Origin of the sequence: Pseudomonas sp. IT-232MI5, from assembly GCF_949767845.1 — a bacterium.
Taxonomy (GTDB): domain Bacteria; phylum Pseudomonadota; class Gammaproteobacteria; order Pseudomonadales; family Pseudomonadaceae; genus Aquipseudomonas.
In genome coordinates, this window is the sequence record NZ_CATKQE010000033.1 from 277,693 (window position 1) to 293,867 (window position 16,175).

Annotated in this window: 12 protein-coding genes and 1 pseudogene; 6 read left to right on the forward strand and 7 right to left on the reverse strand. The window is 60.3% G+C overall.

Annotation, left to right across the window (positions count from 1 at the left end):
- Positions 1-20 precede the first annotated feature (20 nt).
- Both ACM6JQ_RS17205 and ACM6JQ_RS17210 read right to left on the reverse strand, forming a co-directional pair.
- Positions 21-1,634 (reverse strand): mechanosensitive ion channel family protein, encoded by a 1,614-nt coding sequence (locus ACM6JQ_RS17205; protein ID WP_414894294.1) that lies wholly within the window; start codon positions 1,632-1,634, stop codon positions 21-23.
- Positions 1,635-1,730: 96 nt separating this feature from the next.
- Positions 1,731-2,851, reverse strand: a pseudogene (locus ACM6JQ_RS17210) (AI-2E family transporter).
- 132 nt (positions 2,852-2,983) lie between these two features.
- On the opposite strand from ACM6JQ_RS17210, the gene ACM6JQ_RS17215 reads away from it, so the two are divergent.
- Complete coding sequence (locus ACM6JQ_RS17215; protein WP_414894295.1) at positions 2,984-4,261, forward strand: OmpP1/FadL family transporter; 1,278 nt, start codon at positions 2,984-2,986, stop codon at positions 4,259-4,261.
- A gap of 9 nt (positions 4,262-4,270) precedes the next feature.
- Here the strand turns inward: ACM6JQ_RS17215 and ACM6JQ_RS17220 are convergent, their stop codons facing one another.
- Complete coding sequence (locus ACM6JQ_RS17220; RefSeq protein WP_414894296.1) at positions 4,271-4,876, reverse strand: TetR/AcrR family transcriptional regulator; 606 nt, start codon at positions 4,874-4,876, stop codon at positions 4,271-4,273.
- Between the two features lie 157 nt (positions 4,877-5,033).
- On the opposite strand from ACM6JQ_RS17220, the gene ACM6JQ_RS17225 reads away from it, so the two are divergent.
- The 5 genes from ACM6JQ_RS17225 (at position 5,034) to ACM6JQ_RS17245 (ending at position 13,056) form a co-directional block, all read left to right on the forward strand.
- Positions 5,034-6,416, forward strand: a complete 1,383-nt coding sequence (locus tag ACM6JQ_RS17225; RefSeq protein WP_414894297.1) for an aspartate aminotransferase family protein — start codon at positions 5,034-5,036, stop codon at positions 6,414-6,416.
- Between the two features lie 370 nt (positions 6,417-6,786).
- Entirely contained in the window at positions 6,787-8,490 is a 1,704-nt protein-coding gene (locus ACM6JQ_RS17230; RefSeq protein WP_414894298.1) for an amidase, read from the forward strand.
- Positions 8,491-8,914: 424 nt separating this feature from the next.
- Entirely contained in the window at positions 8,915-10,210 is a 1,296-nt protein-coding gene (locus ACM6JQ_RS17235; protein WP_414894299.1) for an OprD family porin, read from the forward strand.
- Between the two features lie 222 nt (positions 10,211-10,432).
- The gene (locus ACM6JQ_RS17240; RefSeq protein WP_414894300.1) at positions 10,433-12,661 is read left to right on the forward strand and encodes a TonB-dependent siderophore receptor; all 2,229 of its coding nucleotides are present in this window, start codon (positions 10,433-10,435) and stop codon (positions 12,659-12,661) included.
- 185 nt (positions 12,662-12,846) lie between these two features.
- Positions 12,847-13,056 (forward strand): hypothetical protein, encoded by a 210-nt coding sequence (locus ACM6JQ_RS17245; protein ID WP_123375311.1) that lies wholly within the window; start codon positions 12,847-12,849, stop codon positions 13,054-13,056.
- A 340-nt stretch (positions 13,057-13,396) separates the two neighbouring features.
- On the opposite strand, the gene ACM6JQ_RS17250 is transcribed toward ACM6JQ_RS17245, so the two are convergent.
- From ACM6JQ_RS17250 to ACM6JQ_RS17265, 4 genes are all read right to left on the reverse strand, one after another.
- A complete protein-coding gene (locus ACM6JQ_RS17250; RefSeq protein WP_007913340.1) occupies positions 13,397-13,894 on the reverse strand; it encodes a GNAT family N-acetyltransferase in 498 nt (165 codons plus the stop codon).
- A 158-nt stretch (positions 13,895-14,052) separates the two neighbouring features.
- On the reverse strand, positions 14,053-14,634 hold the full coding sequence (locus tag ACM6JQ_RS17255) for a DinB family protein (RefSeq protein WP_007917388.1): 582 nt from the start codon (positions 14,632-14,634) through the stop codon (positions 14,053-14,055).
- A gap of 17 nt (positions 14,635-14,651) precedes the next feature.
- A complete protein-coding gene (gene zapE, locus ACM6JQ_RS17260) occupies positions 14,652-15,767 on the reverse strand; it encodes a cell division protein ZapE (RefSeq protein WP_007917390.1) in 1,116 nt (371 codons plus the stop codon).
- 22 nt (positions 15,768-15,789) lie between these two features.
- Positions 15,790-16,131 (reverse strand): nuclear transport factor 2 family protein, encoded by a 342-nt coding sequence (locus tag ACM6JQ_RS17265; protein WP_007917392.1) that lies wholly within the window; start codon positions 16,129-16,131, stop codon positions 15,790-15,792.
- Positions 16,132-16,175: the final 44 nt, after the last annotated feature.

A 16,175-nucleotide genomic window follows, 5' to 3' on the forward strand; every position in this document is an offset into this window, starting at 1 on the left:
CGAACTCCTTTGAGCGGCGGTCACTGATCCTTCGGTTCTTGCGCGGGTGCTGTGTACCACTTTTCTCGCGGCACCCACTTTTCGCTCTGCGGATCGCCCAGATAGTGCGGCGACATGATCTGCACACCGTATTCGTTGAACACGTCCTGGATATTGGCGTGGAGCATGCTCAGCAGCACCGCACGCGGGCGCGGCTGGCTTGGGATCGCTTGCGCGACCAGCCGGTATTCCGGGTAAAAATCCGACAATGCGGTCTGGAATACCTGCGCCGCAGGATCTTCGAGAATCCCCGGCGTACGCTTCGCCGCTTCCAGCAGCATCGCTTCGACCTGACGCCACGGCGTGTCGTAGCCGATGGTCACCACCGTATCCACCACATAACCGGGGCCTTGCACGGTGCGCGAGTAGTTTTTGGTGACCGTGCCGGTGATCATCGAATTGGGTAGCGTCAGCACTTCCCCCAGACCGGTGCGAATGCGCGTGGTGAACATGCCCAGCTCGGTGACGGTGCCTTCGTACTCGCCGATTTTGACGAACTCACCCGGACGCAAGGTGCGCGTGTAAGTGAGGATCAAACCAGCGGCGGCCTGCCCGACCACACTGGTCGCGCCGAGGGAAATCATCAGGCCGATCAGCACCGACAAGCCTTTGAACGCATCGGTACCGGCACCCGGCAGATACGGATAGGCCATCGCCAGAGCAAACAACCAGACCGCCAGCGCCGTCAGGCGTTGGGTCGGTTGCAGGGTTTCGTGATTGAGCCAGCTGAATGTTCCCGGCGTAGCCATGCGCCGCAGGATGCGTCGGGTGAACGCGGTGACGCCACGGGCGATAAAGAACATCGCCAGGGCTACGCCCAGTCCGGGAATCGCATCGACGATGCCTTGCAACAAATACCCGGCCAGCTCGAACAGATAGTTATTGAGGCTTTCGCCCCATGGCCGCGTGTAGGGAAAGCGCGACAGGACGAAACCCAGCCATTCATAGGTCAACAGCAAAATCAGCAGCCAGCGCAGCAGCAACAGCAGACGGCTGACCAGCGGATACAGGAAGTTGGAGTCGATCAGTTGCACCCGCCCGACCTTCAGTGCCTGAGTGTGGCGATCCATCAGTTCGGGGAGTTTTGCCAGCAGTTTGCGGCGCAGATACGCCAGGCCCCAAAGCAGCGCAAGGTAAATCAGCGTGGCCACGGCAGCCAGTGCCAACGAGCGCAGAATCAAGTCGAGACTGCGCGCTTCGCGGGTTTCATTGACCACTTGGCGGAGTTTTTCCGCCGCGCCCTCGGCAGCATGTTGCACCGATGAATAGGCCAGCGTGTCGATGTCCTTGGGCGCGACGATGAAGGCGCGTTTAGAACCGATCAGCACCAGATAGCTGTTCTGGATCGGATCAATGCTGACGTTGAGGTCCTCGCCTTCATCCAGCGCCTCACTGATGACCATTTTCGCCCGTTTGACCCGCGAGGCCGGCGCTTCGCCGAGGATGGTGGCGCGAAACAGCATGATGCTGCGATTGGCGACCTTCAGCTCAACCGCCTCGTCGGCCGGTTTTGTCGCCTCATCAGCCGCCCAGCCGAGCCCGCTCCAGAGCGCCGCGAACAGCACTATCCATACCGCCAGCAGCCTGCTTCGCATGCGCCTGTTTCCTTACGCCCAAGTGTCAGAGAGGGATACGTAAGGCAGCGTAGTTGAGCGATGAACGGTTGTCAGATTCCCGCGCACCGATAAATGTCACGGCAGATTTTCTTTGCGCTGGCTCTCCAGAAGCTCGGTGACATCGGCCGGTTGATACACCCAGCCGATGAACAACTCATAACCGACCGCCAAAATCACCGGGCCGATGAACAGACCAATAATACCGCTGGTGACCATGCCCCCGAGCGCACCGATCAGCACCACCGGCATCGGCACCGCAACGCCGCGTCCCAGCAACATCGGCTTGAGCACATTGTCGGAAAGCCCGGCAATCGCCATCCACACCGCAAAGATAATCGTGCTGGCGCTGACCCCGTCCTGCGCGAAGACATAAATCACGATGGGCAGCGTGATCAGCAGCACCGGCAATTGGGTGATGCCCAACAGCAACACCATCAAGGCGAGAATACCGGCCGCCGGTACACCCATGACCACCAGCGCCACGCCGACCAGCAGCATCTGAATAAACGCGATGCCGACTACGCCCTGCGCCACGGCGCGGATGGTTGCCGTGCACAGTTCGGCGATTTGCGGGCCACGCACCGGACCGGACCGGAAATGCGTGTGGTGATGGCCACTGCCGTGCGATGCCCGCGCTCGCCGTGGGTCATGACCAATCCGGCGATGATCAGCGCAATCACAAACACCACGATCCCGGCACCGACGCCAGCGGCTTGATGCAATAACACTTTGCCCCAGTTGGACAGGTGCGGTGCCAGCTCCTTGAACGCCCAGCTCAAGTCTTGCGAGGCGTGTTGCCAGATGCCGTAAACCGGCGCACCGATCAGCGGCCAGTTCTCGACGCTGGCCGGTGGTGGCGGGATCTCGAACTGGCCTGCCTCCATCGTGTGCATGCCGACTTTCACCGAATCGGCAACGGAAGCCCCGAGCAGGCTCAGCGGCACCATCAGAATCAGCAACCCCAGCAGCACCAGCAAGATCGCCGCCCAACCGTAGCGGTTGCCTAGCTTTGCGCCGAGCTTCTGATTGAGTGGATACAGGGTGATCGCGAGGATCAGCGCCCACAGCATGACATTCAGAAACGGATGAAAGATGTCGTAGCAGAACAACACCAGAATGGTGATCAGACCCGCGCGTATCAGTACGTCCAGCAGTGCTCTGGAACTGTGAAAGGTGATCAGCGGTTTGTCTTCCATGTCGGCGCTCCTGAGTGGGCCATCGATGAACCGCTGTGAGCCTAGTTCACATCCGGCTCATCGTCTCGACTGGTGCGCACGCCAAATCGCGACTAAACCTGAAGGCTGATCTGCATTGATAAGGAATTCGCGATGAAGTCGACGCACTCACTGATCATTCTTGCGCTGGCAGGCACTGGCGGTCAGGCACTGGCGGGCGGTATCGATCTGTATGAAGCAGGTCAGGAAGGCGCCGGTCTGGCCAATGCCGGCTCGGCGGCGCTGGCCACTGACCCGAGCGTGTTGATGAGTAACCCGGCCGGCATTGCTGCACTCAAGGGCACGCAAATCAGCTTGACCGGTCAGGCCATATTTGGCGGCCTGGGTTTTGATCGCGACAGTGACAACGACTTTTCCGGCAACGAGGGCGGCAATCCGCTGCCGCTCCTGCCGGGCACCAGTTTCTTTATCAGCCATGAGCTCAATGATCGCGCCAGTATCGGCTTCGGTATGTACGGCAACTTCGGCCTGAGCGTGAAATACGACGATGACTGGGCCGGCCGCTACTTCAGCCAGGAATCGACATTGATCGGCATTTCGATGCAGCCGACCTTCGCCTACAAGATCACCGACGATCTTTCGATGGGCATCGGACCGCGTCTGGTCTATGGCTACTACTACACAAAAATGGCCATCGACAATAACGCCTTCCTGCCGGGCACACCGTTTCAGGAGGATGGCAAGTTGCAGTACAAGGACACCGACATCGGCACCGGGATCAACCTCGGCCTGCGCTATCAGTTAAATGAACGCACCACTGTCGGCCTGGCTTACACCAGCAAGGTCAAACTTGAGTTCAAGGACTCACCTTCCGTGCATGGCATTCGCAATCCGCTGCTCAATCTGGCGCTGTCTCGGCTGGACGTCGACGACCTGGAAATCGACATGAACATCCCGCAGACCGCGACCCTGAGTATTGCCCATCAGTTGAACGAACAGTGGACGCTGTTGAGTTCGGTGAACTGGCAGGACTGGAGCGACTTTGCCGACATCGGCGTGTCGGTGGATACGGCGGCAGGCGACGTTTCACGTTCGGTCGACCGCAAGTATCAGGACACCTGGCACCTGTCGATCGGCGCACAGAACCAGATCAGCCCGAAACTGCGCTGGAACATGGGCGTGGGTTACGACAGCTCCGCCGTGAAGGACAAGGATCGCACCGTCGACAACCCGATGAACGAGACCTGGCGGCTGGCGACCGGGCTGAGCTACAAACTGGCCGAAGACACCGACCTCAACCTCAATTACACGCTGGTCTGGCTGGGCGACATGGATGTGCAACAGACCAAACGCAATGGGCAGACGCTGTCGGGGAGTTATCCCAATAGCGCGCTGCACATTGTTGGCGGTGGCGTGACGTGGCGATTTTGATCGGGGCGCTCAGCGCTCCAGCATGCCGTGACACAACAGGTTCAAAACCCCGCGCATGTGCAAGGCATGCGCGGCCCTGTCCGGGATTTCCTGCGTTGCCAACCGAATGAACGCCATGTTCGCGTATTGGTTGAACAGGGTTGCCACCACGTCAAGATCGATCGATTCGCGCACTTTTCCCGCTTGCTGGAAATGCAAAAGCAGCGCTTTGGTCTCTTCGATCACGGCCGCGTTCCATGGACTCATCGCCTCGGCCAGCTCACCGGTCAGTAGAAACGGCGCCAGTTCCCGCCACAACGAAGCCGGCATTGCCTGTAGCTGGTAATCGGTCATCAGCCCTTCGAACTCGCACAGCGCCTCCAGGGGATCGCTGTCCTCGTCCAGATTGGCCCGCGCCTCGCGCATGGCTTGCTCGTCGGGTTGCTTGAGCAAGGCCAGCAGAATCTCCTGCTTGCCGCCGAAATAATTCACCACTGTGGGTGCGGAAACGCCCGCCTGGACCGCGATCTGCTCCAGCGTGGTCGCCGCAAAGCCATTGCTTTTGAACAGCTCAAGCGCCGCCTCGGCAATCACCTGCCGGCGCTGTTCCTTCTGCCGCTCTCTGAGTCCGCTCATGTTGCCTCTGATGATCCTTGCCAATGGCTCTCAGCCTACGGAGATCTTTTTTCACCGACAAATATTTTCTTTACAAAAATATTTTTAGATGACAAAACTTTGTCCGTGCAGCGCTGCGACGAACGCACTCACTTGCCCTTTGCTCTGGAGATCCGCCATGTCCGCCGAATTCGATTCGACCCGCAGTACCCGCGATTACCAAGCCGCTGACGCCGCCCACCACATCCACGCGTTCGTCGATCAGAAGGCCCTCAACGAGGAAGGCCCGCGGGTGATGGTCAGCGGCGATCGGCTGGCGTTGTGGGACAACGACGGCAAGCGTTACCTGGACGGCATGTCCGGCCTGTGGTGCACCAACCTCGGTTACGGGCGCAAGGATCTCGCCGCTGCCGCCACCGCGCAGCTGGAACAACTGCCCTACTACAACATGTTCTTCCACACCACTCACCCGGCGGTGATCGAGCTCTCCGAACTGCTCTTCAGCCTGCTGCCCAAGCACTACAGCCACGCGATCTACACCAACTCCGGCTCCGAAGCCAACGAAGTGCTGATCCGCACCGTGCGCAAGTTCTGGCAGGTGATGGGCCAACCCGAGAAGAAAATCATGATCGGCCGCTGGAATGGCTACCACGGCTCGACCCTGGCTGCGACGGCGCTGGGCGGGATGAAATTCATGCACGAAATGGGTGGCAGCATTCCCGATGTCGCGCACATCGATGAGCCGTACTGGTTCGCCCATGAAGGCAACCTCAGCCCGGAAGAATTTGGCTTGCGCGCGGCGCGGCAACTGGAAGAGAAGATTCTCGAACTGGGCGCCGACAAGGTGGCGGCGTTCGTCGCCGAACCGTTTCAGGGTGCGGGCGGCATGATCATTCCGCCGGCGACGTACTGGCCGGAGATCCAGCGTATCTGCCGCCAATATGACGTGTTGCTGTGTGCGGACGAAGTGATTGGCGGTTTCGGCCGCACCGGTGAATGGTTCGCGCATCAGACATTCGGGTTCGAGCCCGACACCCTGTCGATCGCCAAAGGCCTGACCTCCGGCTACATCCCCATGGGTGGCCTGATTCTGTCGCGGCGCATGGCCGAAGCATTGGTCGAGAAAGGCGGCGTGTTTGCCCACGGCCTGACCTACTCCGGCCACCCGGTCGCGGCCGCCGTGGCGATTGCCAACCTCAAGGCCTTGCGTGATGAAGGCGTGGTGACTCAGGTGAAAACCGACACCGGCCCGTACCTGCAAAACTGCCTGCGCGAAGTGTTTGGCAATCACCCGTTGGTGGGTGAGATTCAGGGGGTTGGTCTGGTGGCGGCGTTGCAATTCGCTGAGGACAAGGCCACGCGCAAGCGCTTTGCCAATGAAAACGATATCGCCTGGCGTTGCCGCACGATTGGTTTTGAGGAAGGGCTGATCATTCGGTCGACACTGGGGCGGATGATCATGGCGCCGTCGCTGGTCGCCACGCGTGCGGAGCTGGATGAGCTGATCGACAAGACGCGGATTGCGGTGGATCGGACGGCGCGGGAGTACGGGGTGCTGTGATCGTCTGAGGACGTACCTGTCTTCTGGGAACGCAACAAATTCCTGTGGGAGCTGGCTTGCCAGCGATGGCGATAGTTCAGACACTTCATTATCGAATGGGCTGGCCCCATCGCTGGCAAGCCAGCTCCCATATGGATCTACAGCGGACACGAATTCTGCATACCCCGCAGCCCCCTGTAGGAGTGAGCCTGCTCGCGATGGCGTCGGTCGGGTTGAAAACAGGCAAGAGATCAATCCCGCCGATTACTCCGCACGCCGCTTGGTGTTAAATAGGCGCCAGTCTTAACCTTGTCGCTTATAGCTGTGCAACGAGAACCGATATGAACACCCATTCCAGGAAAAACACCCAAATTCAAACAGCGGTGAGCGCATGATCGAAGTCACCGAGGTTTCCATTGCCCAACTGCGTGCCGCCCTTGAGTCCGGGCAGACCACCGCAGTCGAGCTGGTCCAGGCCTATCTGGCCCGTATCGACGCCTACGACGGTGCCGACACAGCAACGGCGCTGAATGCCGTAGTCGTGCGCAACCCTGAAGCGTTGAACGAAGCACAGGCCTCCGATGCCCGTCGCGCCAAAGGCGAAACCCTCGGCCCGCTCGACGGCATTCCTTACACCGCCAAGGACAGCTACCTGGTCAAGGGCCTGACCGCCGCGTCCGGCAGCCCGGCCTTCGCTGATCTGGTTGCCTATCGCGATGCCTTCACCATCGAACGCCTGCGTGCGGCCGGGGCGATTTGCCTGGGCAAGACCAACATGCCGCCGATGGCCAATGGCGGCATGCAACGCGGCGTCTACGGTCGCGCTGAAAGTCCTTACAACGCCGATTACCTGACCGCGCCGTTTGCCTCCGGCTCGTCGAACGGTGCCGGCACCGCCACTGCTGCGAGTTTCGCTGCATTCGGTCTGGCGGAAGAAACCTGGTCGAGCGGGCGTGGCCCGGCGTCGAACAATGGCTTGTGCGCCTACACTCCGTCGCGCGGGGTGATCTCGGTGCGCGGCAACTGGCCGCTGACGCCGACCATGGACGTGGTCGTGCCTTACGCACGGACCATGGCTGACCTGCTTGAAGTCCTCGACATCGTCGTGGCCGAAGACCCGGACACCCGTGGTGACCTCTGGCGCCTGCAACCGTGGGTGCCGATCCCCAGCGTCAGCGAGGTGCGCCCCGCCGCTTACGCCGATCTGGCGGCAGATGCCAAAGCCTTGGCCGGCAAACGTTTCGCGGTACCGCGCATGTTCATCAATGCCGACCCTGAAGCCGGCACCAGCGAAGCTCCGGGTATCGGTGGCCCGACCGGCCAACGCATCAATACCCGTGAGTCGGTGATCGAGTTGTGGAAACAGGCGCGTCAGGCACTCGAAGCTGCCGGTGCCGAAGTCATCGAAACCGATTTCCCGCTGGTCTCCAACTGCGAAGGCGATCGTCCCGGCGCGCCAACCGTGTTCACCCGTGGTCTGGTCTCGAAAGAGTTCCTTCACCATGAGTTATGGGATCTGACCGCTTGGGCGTTCGACGACTTCCTGCAAGCCAACGGCGACCCGAAACTCAATCGTCTGGTTGACGTCGACGGGCCGAAAATCTTCCCGCACGACCCGGGCACCCTGCCCAACCGTGAAGGCGATCTGGCTGCCGGCATGGACGAATACGTGCGCATGGCCGAGCGCGGCATCACGCCGTGGAATGCAATCCCCACCGTACCCGACGGCCTGCGCGGCCTGGAACAGACTCGGCGCATCGACCTCGAAGACTGGATGGACACACTGGGCCTCGACGCCGTGCTGTTCCCGACGGTTGCTGATGTCGGCCCGGCGGACGCCGATGTAAACCCTGAGTCGGCCGACATTGCCTGGAGCAACGGTATCTGGGTGGCCAACGGCAACCTTGCAATCCGCCATCTCGGCGTACCGACCGTGACCGTGCCGATGGGCGTGATGGCCGACATCGGCATGCCGGTCGGCCTGACCTTCGCCGGCCGCGCCTACGACGACTCGAACCTGCTGCGCCTGGCTGCAGCGTTTGAATCGACCGGCAGCAAACGCCAGATCCCGCCACGTACGCCGCCATTGTCGTAACGCGCTTAAAACTGTAGGAGCGAGCCTGCTCGCGAAAGCGGTGTGTCAGCTTGGATAAACTTGACTGACACACCGCCATCGCTGGCAAGCCAGCTCCCACAGATTTCAGCTCCAGTCACAAAATCCACATTCAACCCAAATCCCTGTAGGAGTGAGCCTGCTCGCGAAAGCGGTGTGTCTGCCGACAGAAATATCGCCTGATGCACCGCCTTCGCGAGCAGGCTCGCTCCCACAGTTTTTTGTGTGATGCCAAGATCGGTGGGTACACCATAGATCCCTGTGGGAGCTGGCTTGCCAGCGATGGCGTCAGCGCATTCACAACCTCATGACCTGACAGCCACAGCAATTCAGCACATCCGCTCAATCCCCCTCCCCGCAATCCCTCGATCATTCAGGCCATCTTCATTGCCGCTGGCCACCGACCATGATCGACCGCGCCTCTTCACGCCTCACCCTCCTCGCGCTGCTCTGCGGTCTGAACTCAACCGCCCACGCCAGCGGTTTTTTCGACGATGCCAAAGGCGAAGTGCTCACCCGTAACTTCTACCTGAGCAACGACTATCGCTCGCCCTCACCCTCCGGCAAAAACTATAAACAAGAATGGGCTCAAGGCTTTATCGGCACTTTCTCATCCGGTTTCACACCTGGAACGATCGGTTTCGGCATCGATGCCCACGCCTTCGCCGGGCTGAAACTGGACGGTGGCAAAGGGCATTCCGGGACCGGTCTGCTGCCGGTCGACAGCGAAGGTCGCAGCGAAAATGACTACTCCAGCGCGGGCGGCGCACTCAAGCTGAAAACCTCGCGCACCACCCTCGCCTTCGGTGAAATGACCGTCGAAACCCCGGTGTTCGACACTTCCGACAAACGCTTGCAACCGGAGTACGCCACCGGTTTTCTGCTCAACAGCGCCGAGTTCGATCACCTCAATCTGGTGGCCGGGCATTTCACCGCGTTCAAGAATCAAGACAGCTCATCCGGCAAAGGCGATTTCTACGGCTATGGCGCCAATACCGAGGCTGGCGGGATCAGCTTTCTCGGCGCCGACCTGTTCAGCGATAGCCCCGTCGGCGGCGCGCTGTATGCCTCGGAACTCAGCGACACCTGGCGTCAGTACTACGGCAATCTGCACTTCAAGCAATCGGGCGTACTTCTCGACGCCAACCTCTACCACACCCGCGATACCGGTCGAGCACTGGCCGGCGCGATCGACAACACCGCGTTCAGCCTCTCCGGCAAATACACCTTCGGCCCCCACGCGGTGATGCTTGGCTGGCAAAAGATCAATGGCGACACGCCGTTCGACTTCGTCGGTGGCGACTCGATCTACCTCGCCAACTCGATCAAATACGCCGACTTCAACGGCGCCAACGAACGCTCCTGGCAGGCGCGTTACGACCTCGACCTCGGCGCCTTCGGCATCCCCGGCCTGAACTTCATGACCCGCTACGTCAGCGGCAGCCACATCGATGGCACCCATGCGCCAAAGGGCGGCGCCTACAACCCGTTCGATGCTGACAGCGGAAACTACCAGCCACAGCAAGGCGCTGGCGGCAAGCATTGGGAGCGCGATATCGATTTGAAATACGTCGTGCAATCGGGCGCGGCGAAGGACCTGTCGGTGCAGGTCTCGCATGTCTCGCACCGGGCCAACGAGGCGCAGGCGGGTGATGATATCGACCGGATCTATGTCGTAATCCAGTACCCGCTGGGCTTCTGACTCAACACGAATCAGGGCCAGACCACGTTGCGTTTTTTGGATCAAAAGATCGCAGCCTTCTGCGCGCCTACAGATCTCCGTCCAGGCGCGCAGAAGGCTGCGATCCTTTGCTTTTGCAATACCTGCAAATAACAATATTTCTCGTTTGACACTAAATCCCCGCCCTCCCCCTCGTCTTTGAACAAACGGAATTTTTCCCTCAAAGACAAGGAGTCGGCTGCGATGTTCGCGCCCATTACCCGTTCCATGACCCTCACCCTCGGCCTGTGCAGCGCTGCATTCAATGCCGATCTACTGGCTGAAACCGAAGCCGGAAAAACGCCGCAGCCCGCTGACACAGCGCTTGAGCTGGCGGCGACCAACGTCAGTGCACAAGGTCTGGGTACCACCACCGAGAACACCGAGTCCTATACCACCGGCGCCATGAGCACGGCGACGCGCCTGAACCTGTCGATCAAGGAAACCCCGCAATCGGTCTCGGTGATCACCCGTCAGCAGATGGATGATTTCAAACTCGGTACATTGTCCGAGGCCATGCGCCAGACCACGGGCATTGTGGTGCAGCATCTGGATTCGGATCGGGTCAGTTATTCGTCGCGCGGTTATGCGATCAATAATTTCCAGATCGACGGGATGCTCAACACCTTTGATCGCATGAAGTCCGATTCCGACACCATCATCTACGACCGTATCGAGGTGGTGCGCGGTGCCACGGGCCTGACCACGGGGGCCGGTGATCCATCGGCGACCATCAACATGGTGCGCAAGCGTCCGACCGCGCAGTGGCAGGCGCTGGCCGGAGTCAGTGGCGGCAGCTACGACAATTACTACAGCTACGTCGATGTCGGCGGGCCGCTGGCGTTCGACGGGCGCTTGCGCGGGCGTACGGTGTTGGCCTATCGCGACAACCAATCGATCAAGGACAAATACGCGCTGCAACGCGAGGTCGGTTATGGCGTGCTTGAGGCGGATCTGAGCGATTCCACCGTGCTGGCGGTCGGTTACGACTATCAGAACAAGCATGTGCAAGGCTCGTCCTGGGGCACGGTGCCTTACTGGAATGCCGATGGCAGCAAGGCCGGTCTCGGCCGTTCGACCAACATGGCGACGTCGTGGAGTTCCTGGCCGCTGCAGGACAAAACCGCGTTTGCCACCCTCGATCAGCAACTGGCCGGCGGCTGGCGCCTGAAAGCGGCGTACACCCACCGCGACAGCGCGAGCGACGGCAAGGTGTATTACGGCGGTGGCGGTTTCCCCGAGGCCGACCGCAGCGGCATGCTCGCTTACACCTCGCACATGATCGGCACGCAGAAAATGCAGGCGTATGACTTCAATGTCTCCGGCCCCTATTCGCTGCTCGGCCGTGAGCACGAAATGATGTTCGGCTATGGCGAGGCCGAACGCCGCTCGAACTCGCCGTACACCATTGCCGGCGCACAACCCAGCGATTACGGAAAAATCCGCGACTGGAAGTACATGGGCGATATCGCCAAATTCAGCGACACCGTCACCGACCTCACCGGCTCCAAGGACAATACCCGACAGAAAGCCGGCTACATCGCCACACGCCTGAGCCTGGCTGATGATCTGCACGCCGTGCTCGGCAGCCGATACGGCAGCTGGGAAGCGTCCAGCACCAGCAACCGTTACGACGCCAGCCGGCAACTGACCAAGGTCGATTACACCAGCCAGAAACAGAACGACGTCTGGACGCCTTACGCCGGCCTGCTGTACGACTTGACCCCGGAGTACACGGCATACGTGAGTTACACCGACATCTTCAAACCCCAGGGCAACCGCGACAAGAACCGCAAATACATCGACCCCGTTGTCGGCAAAAACTATGAAGTGGGCATCAAGGGCAGCCTGCTCGAGGAACGCCTGAACCTGTCCACGGCGCTGTTCTGGAGCAAGCAGGATAACGTCGCCGAACTCGACAACTCGGCCCCGGCGGATCCGGTGACCCGTGAGCAGTTCTACAAATCCGGCGGCAAGGGCAACAAGGTCAACGGCTTTGAGGCTGAAGTATCCGGCGAAATCCTGCAGGACTGGAACATGACCGCCGGTTACACCTATACCCACTCGGCCGACGGCAACAGCGAGCGCACTAACACCAGTGAGCCGATGAATCTGCTGCGCGTCTCCACCGCGTACCGTTTACCGGGCGAATGGCAGGCGCTGATCGTAGGCGGTGCGGTGAACTGGCAGAGCGATGTGTATGGCACGTCGAGCCGGCCGGTCGGCGGCGACACTCAGGAGGCACGCATCAACCAGAGCGCGTACACCGTCGTCAACCTGATGTCGCGCTACGCGTTCGATCGCCACCTGTCGGCGTCGCTGAACGTCAACAACCTGTTCGACAAGAAGTATTACGACAATGTCGGCTTCTATAACGGCGTGTATTGGGGCGACCCGCGCACGGTAACGGTGAGTCTCGACTGGAAGCTCTAAGCCTTTCCCTTCGACGCGGCGTGCCTTCGCCTGACGGGCGCCGCGTCTGTCTGATACCGCCCCGCAACATGCTGCAAAACCTACACTGAATGGGCGTTAACCCGGTGTTAATTCATGCCACCCAGACTCTCTTCCGAGATCTGCTTCATGGACGAACGGCTCCCACTTTTTCAGTAGGAGGCACCATGAAAATCACCACCGTAATCCTTGCCGGGCTGTTTGCCCTGGGTTCTGCCAGCGTCTTTGCCGAGGGCGGCGCTGAGCGTATGCGTTATTACTACGACAACTTCCCGGTTCACCACGCCCAGAGCGCGCAGCAGAGCGACGCCAACGCGAAAGAAATTCGCGTTCCCGCCGACCAGACGGCGCAAGTGACCGAGTCCTATCGCGACTGAGATTGACCGAGCAACCGATGGACCTTCCGTGGCTCCGCTCTGGCCCGGGAGAAGACAGTTTGGCGCCCTGATTAGGGCGCCTTTTTTATGGCCATTGAGCGGGGTGTTCGACCTTATGCTGTCGCGAGTTCGCAGATTGGGTTGGGTCAGCAAGATCCACCCACCCTCACCCCAGCCCTCTCCCCAAAGGGGCGAGGGGGAAAGGGAGCCGATTTTCATGCTTTTCAAAACCTACGTTCGGCTCGATGTTTCAGGTCGGCGTACCTTGCCCAAACGCCTCGGTCAATCCCCTCTCCCTCTGGGCGGTCCGACGTTTCGGGAGGGTTAGGGTGAGGGGCTTCTAGGCTTGGAGGTTTTTGATCCAGAACAGCATCTGCCCATGATCCGGGTCGAACATGCCCGGCGCGAAGCCGAACTTGCGGTAAGAACCCTGAGCCACAGCGTTGCCTTCCAGCACTTCAAGGGTGATTTTGCAGCAACCGCGCTGGCGAGAGATCTCCTCGACTTTCTGCAGCATTTTCTGGCTCAGACCGAGGCCGCGGAATTTGCCCACCACCGCCACGTCATGGACATTGACCAACGGTTTGCAGGCGAACGTGGAAAACCCTTCAAAGCAGTTCACCAGCCCCGCCGGCTCGCCCCCGACAAAGGCCAGCACGCTGAACGCATGCGGGCGTCGGGCCAGCTCTTCGGGGAGCCGACGCAACAGGTCAGGGTCGAGCGAATGACCGCCGCCCATCGGGTCTTCTGCGTAATGATTGAGCACGATACCGATGGCCTCGGCGTGCGTTGGATTGCTGTAGCTGGCTTGAAGCACAAGAATCTCTGCGGAATCCATTTCCATCCCCGAACACACAAAAGCCCCGGCGCGCAAAGTGCGCACTGAAAGGCTGTCTGACCTTAGCGCGGGGGTGATCGAGCGGGCAACCCGCAAATGCAAAAGATCAAAAGATCAAAAGATCAAAAGATCAAAAGATCGTCCGATCGCGGGCTTTTTCAGCGGCCCCAGATCAACTCTTCAGTCCAGCCCAGTTCGGCGAAGTCTTCGGCACGCAGGCCGCTCTCGCCGGCACAGAAAAACTCATCCAGTTGCGGCGGCTTGACCACTGTGTCGCTGAGCATCGCATGCACCTGGCCTCGGTGATGAATCTGGTGTTCAAACAGGTGCGACAGCATGCGCAAACGGCTGTCGTGCTGCGGCGTGTCGCGGGCAATGGTGACAATCCGGGCCAGATCGCCATCGCGCAGTTGCTCGCAATAGGCAATCAGCCGTCGATCAACATGCGCCTGCTCATCGCGCAGTTGCGGGCCGTCGGTAAATGGCTCGTCCGCATTGAAAAACACATAGCAGTCGGGATGCGGCTCAGCCCCGCGCAGCTCGCGTTCCAGTGCATCGACGTAGAACCAGTCGCAGGTGAGGATGTGATTAAGGGTCAGACGAATGCTCGGGAAGAAACTCGCCCTGGGGGCGGCCAGATCTGCCGCACCGAGCTGGCGCCAGGCCTTGGCCAGACGATGATTGGCCCAGGCATTCTGGTAGGCCATGGTCAGCAAATGATGGGAAAGCGGTTGGCTCATGTCGGCGCCCTCTTCACTCACGTTTCGGCAAAGCGCTGCAGTTGCATCTCCTGCAGGCGACTGAGGGTGCGGCGGAACGGGAATTCCAGATAACCCTCGGTGTACAGCGCGTCCATTGGCACTTGCGCCTCGATGTACAGCGGCACTTTACGGTCATAGCACTCGTCGACCAGCGCGATGAAACGCCGCACACCGTCATCGTGAACCGACAATTGCGGCAGCTCGCGATCACCGGCCACCACCCGCTGCGCGCCATCTTCGGTGCCGCGCGCGATGCGCCCTTCACGTTTCTGTGCGCTGAGGTTCGGCACCTCGCTCAACAGAATAGCCGTGTAGCGATCGCACAGCGCGATGAAATCCATGGCGGCGAACGGCTGCTCGCAAAGATCCGCATAGCGACACCACAACACCGATTCGCTGGCCTGCACGACGTTCAACTGACGATGACCGACCGACACGGGTTCGGTGCTGGCTGGCTGTCCGGCGGTCAACGCCTGAAAGACTTCGTCTAGCGCGCTGACCGGCGACGTGATCACAAAGTAGCGTTGCAGGCCGGCCCCTGGATGCAAGCGGTGATCCTCGGCACCATTCACCGCCACCACCTGCATATGCGCCTTGATCGCGGCAATTGCCGGTACGAAACGGTCGCGGTTGAAGCCGTCGGCGTACAGATCATCCGGCGGCAGATTGGAGGTGCAAACGATGACCACGCCTTCGTCGAACATCACCTGAAACAGCCGACCGAGAATGATCGCGTCGCCGATGTCGTTGACGAACAGCTCATCGAAGCACAGCACCCGCACCTCCGCCGCCAGCTCTTTGGCCAGCGCGCGCAACGGATCGGCAATCCCGGTCAACTGGAACGAGCGCTGATGCACCCAGCCCATGAAGTGATGAAAGTGTTGGCGTCGCGCCGGTACGCGCAGGCTCTGATAGAACTGATCCATCAGCCAGGTCTTGCCGCGTCCGACCGGCCCCCATAGGTAAACGCCGGTGACCGAACGGGCACCGGCGTGCAGGGCTTCATGGCATTTTTGCAGCGCCCAGACCGCGTGTTCCTGGGCTTCGTCCTGGACAAAGCCCTTGTGTTGAACGGCGTGTTGCCAGGCGCTGAGGGGAGTGTCGAAAGTCATGCGCGGCAGTATGCCACGATGCTTACAGGGAAATATCCAGGCGGGCGATTTTGCCCTGTTCGTTCAAGCGAAACGTATAGCGTAACTGGGCCGGGCTGCCGGGGAATGTCCCGGAAATCAGCCCGTGTACCAGCACCTTGCCGGTGCGCTGCTGGACGTCGAGCACTTCGACCCGTGGCTGATAGCGTTGCCCGGTGTCTTGCATCCATTGCGCGATGGCTTGCGGGCCGACCTGATGCTGGCCCTCGTCGAACACGTTGGCATCCTCGGCAAAAAAACTGCCGACCCGCGAGGTGTCGCGTGCGTTGGCCGCATCGATATACGCAGCGATCGCCGGGGCCAGTGTAGAGACAGGATGTGACATGGTTGCAGCTCCTTTTTTGTTTGGTTCTGCGACCATCCTAAATC

Coding starts and splice junctions, on each gene's coding strand:
- ACM6JQ_RS17205 (WP_414894294.1), bottom strand. CDS start 1,634: ATGCGAAGCAGGCTGCTGGCGGTATGGATAGTGCTGTTCGCGGCGCTC.
- ACM6JQ_RS17215 (WP_414894295.1), top strand. CDS start 2,984: ATGAAGTCGACGCACTCACTGATCATTCTTGCGCTGGCAGGCACTGGC.
- ACM6JQ_RS17220 (WP_414894296.1), bottom strand. CDS start 4,876: ATGAGCGGACTCAGAGAGCGGCAGAAGGAACAGCGCCGGCAGGTGATT.
- ACM6JQ_RS17225 (WP_414894297.1), top strand. CDS start 5,034: ATGTCCGCCGAATTCGATTCGACCCGCAGTACCCGCGATTACCAAGCC.
- ACM6JQ_RS17230 (WP_414894298.1), top strand. CDS start 6,787: ATGATCGAAGTCACCGAGGTTTCCATTGCCCAACTGCGTGCCGCCCTT.
- ACM6JQ_RS17235 (WP_414894299.1), top strand. CDS start 8,915: ATGATCGACCGCGCCTCTTCACGCCTCACCCTCCTCGCGCTGCTCTGC.
- ACM6JQ_RS17240 (WP_414894300.1), top strand. CDS start 10,433: ATGTTCGCGCCCATTACCCGTTCCATGACCCTCACCCTCGGCCTGTGC.
- ACM6JQ_RS17245 (WP_123375311.1), top strand. CDS start 12,847: ATGAAAATCACCACCGTAATCCTTGCCGGGCTGTTTGCCCTGGGTTCT.
- ACM6JQ_RS17250 (WP_007913340.1), bottom strand. CDS start 13,894: ATGGATTCCGCAGAGATTCTTGTGCTTCAAGCCAGCTACAGCAATCCA.
- ACM6JQ_RS17255 (WP_007917388.1), bottom strand. CDS start 14,634: ATGAGCCAACCGCTTTCCCATCATTTGCTGACCATGGCCTACCAGAAT.
- zapE (WP_007917390.1), bottom strand. CDS start 15,767: ATGACTTTCGACACTCCCCTCAGCGCCTGGCAACACGCCGTTCAACAC.
- ACM6JQ_RS17265 (WP_007917392.1), bottom strand. CDS start 16,131: ATGTCACATCCTGTCTCTACACTGGCCCCGGCGATCGCTGCGTATATC.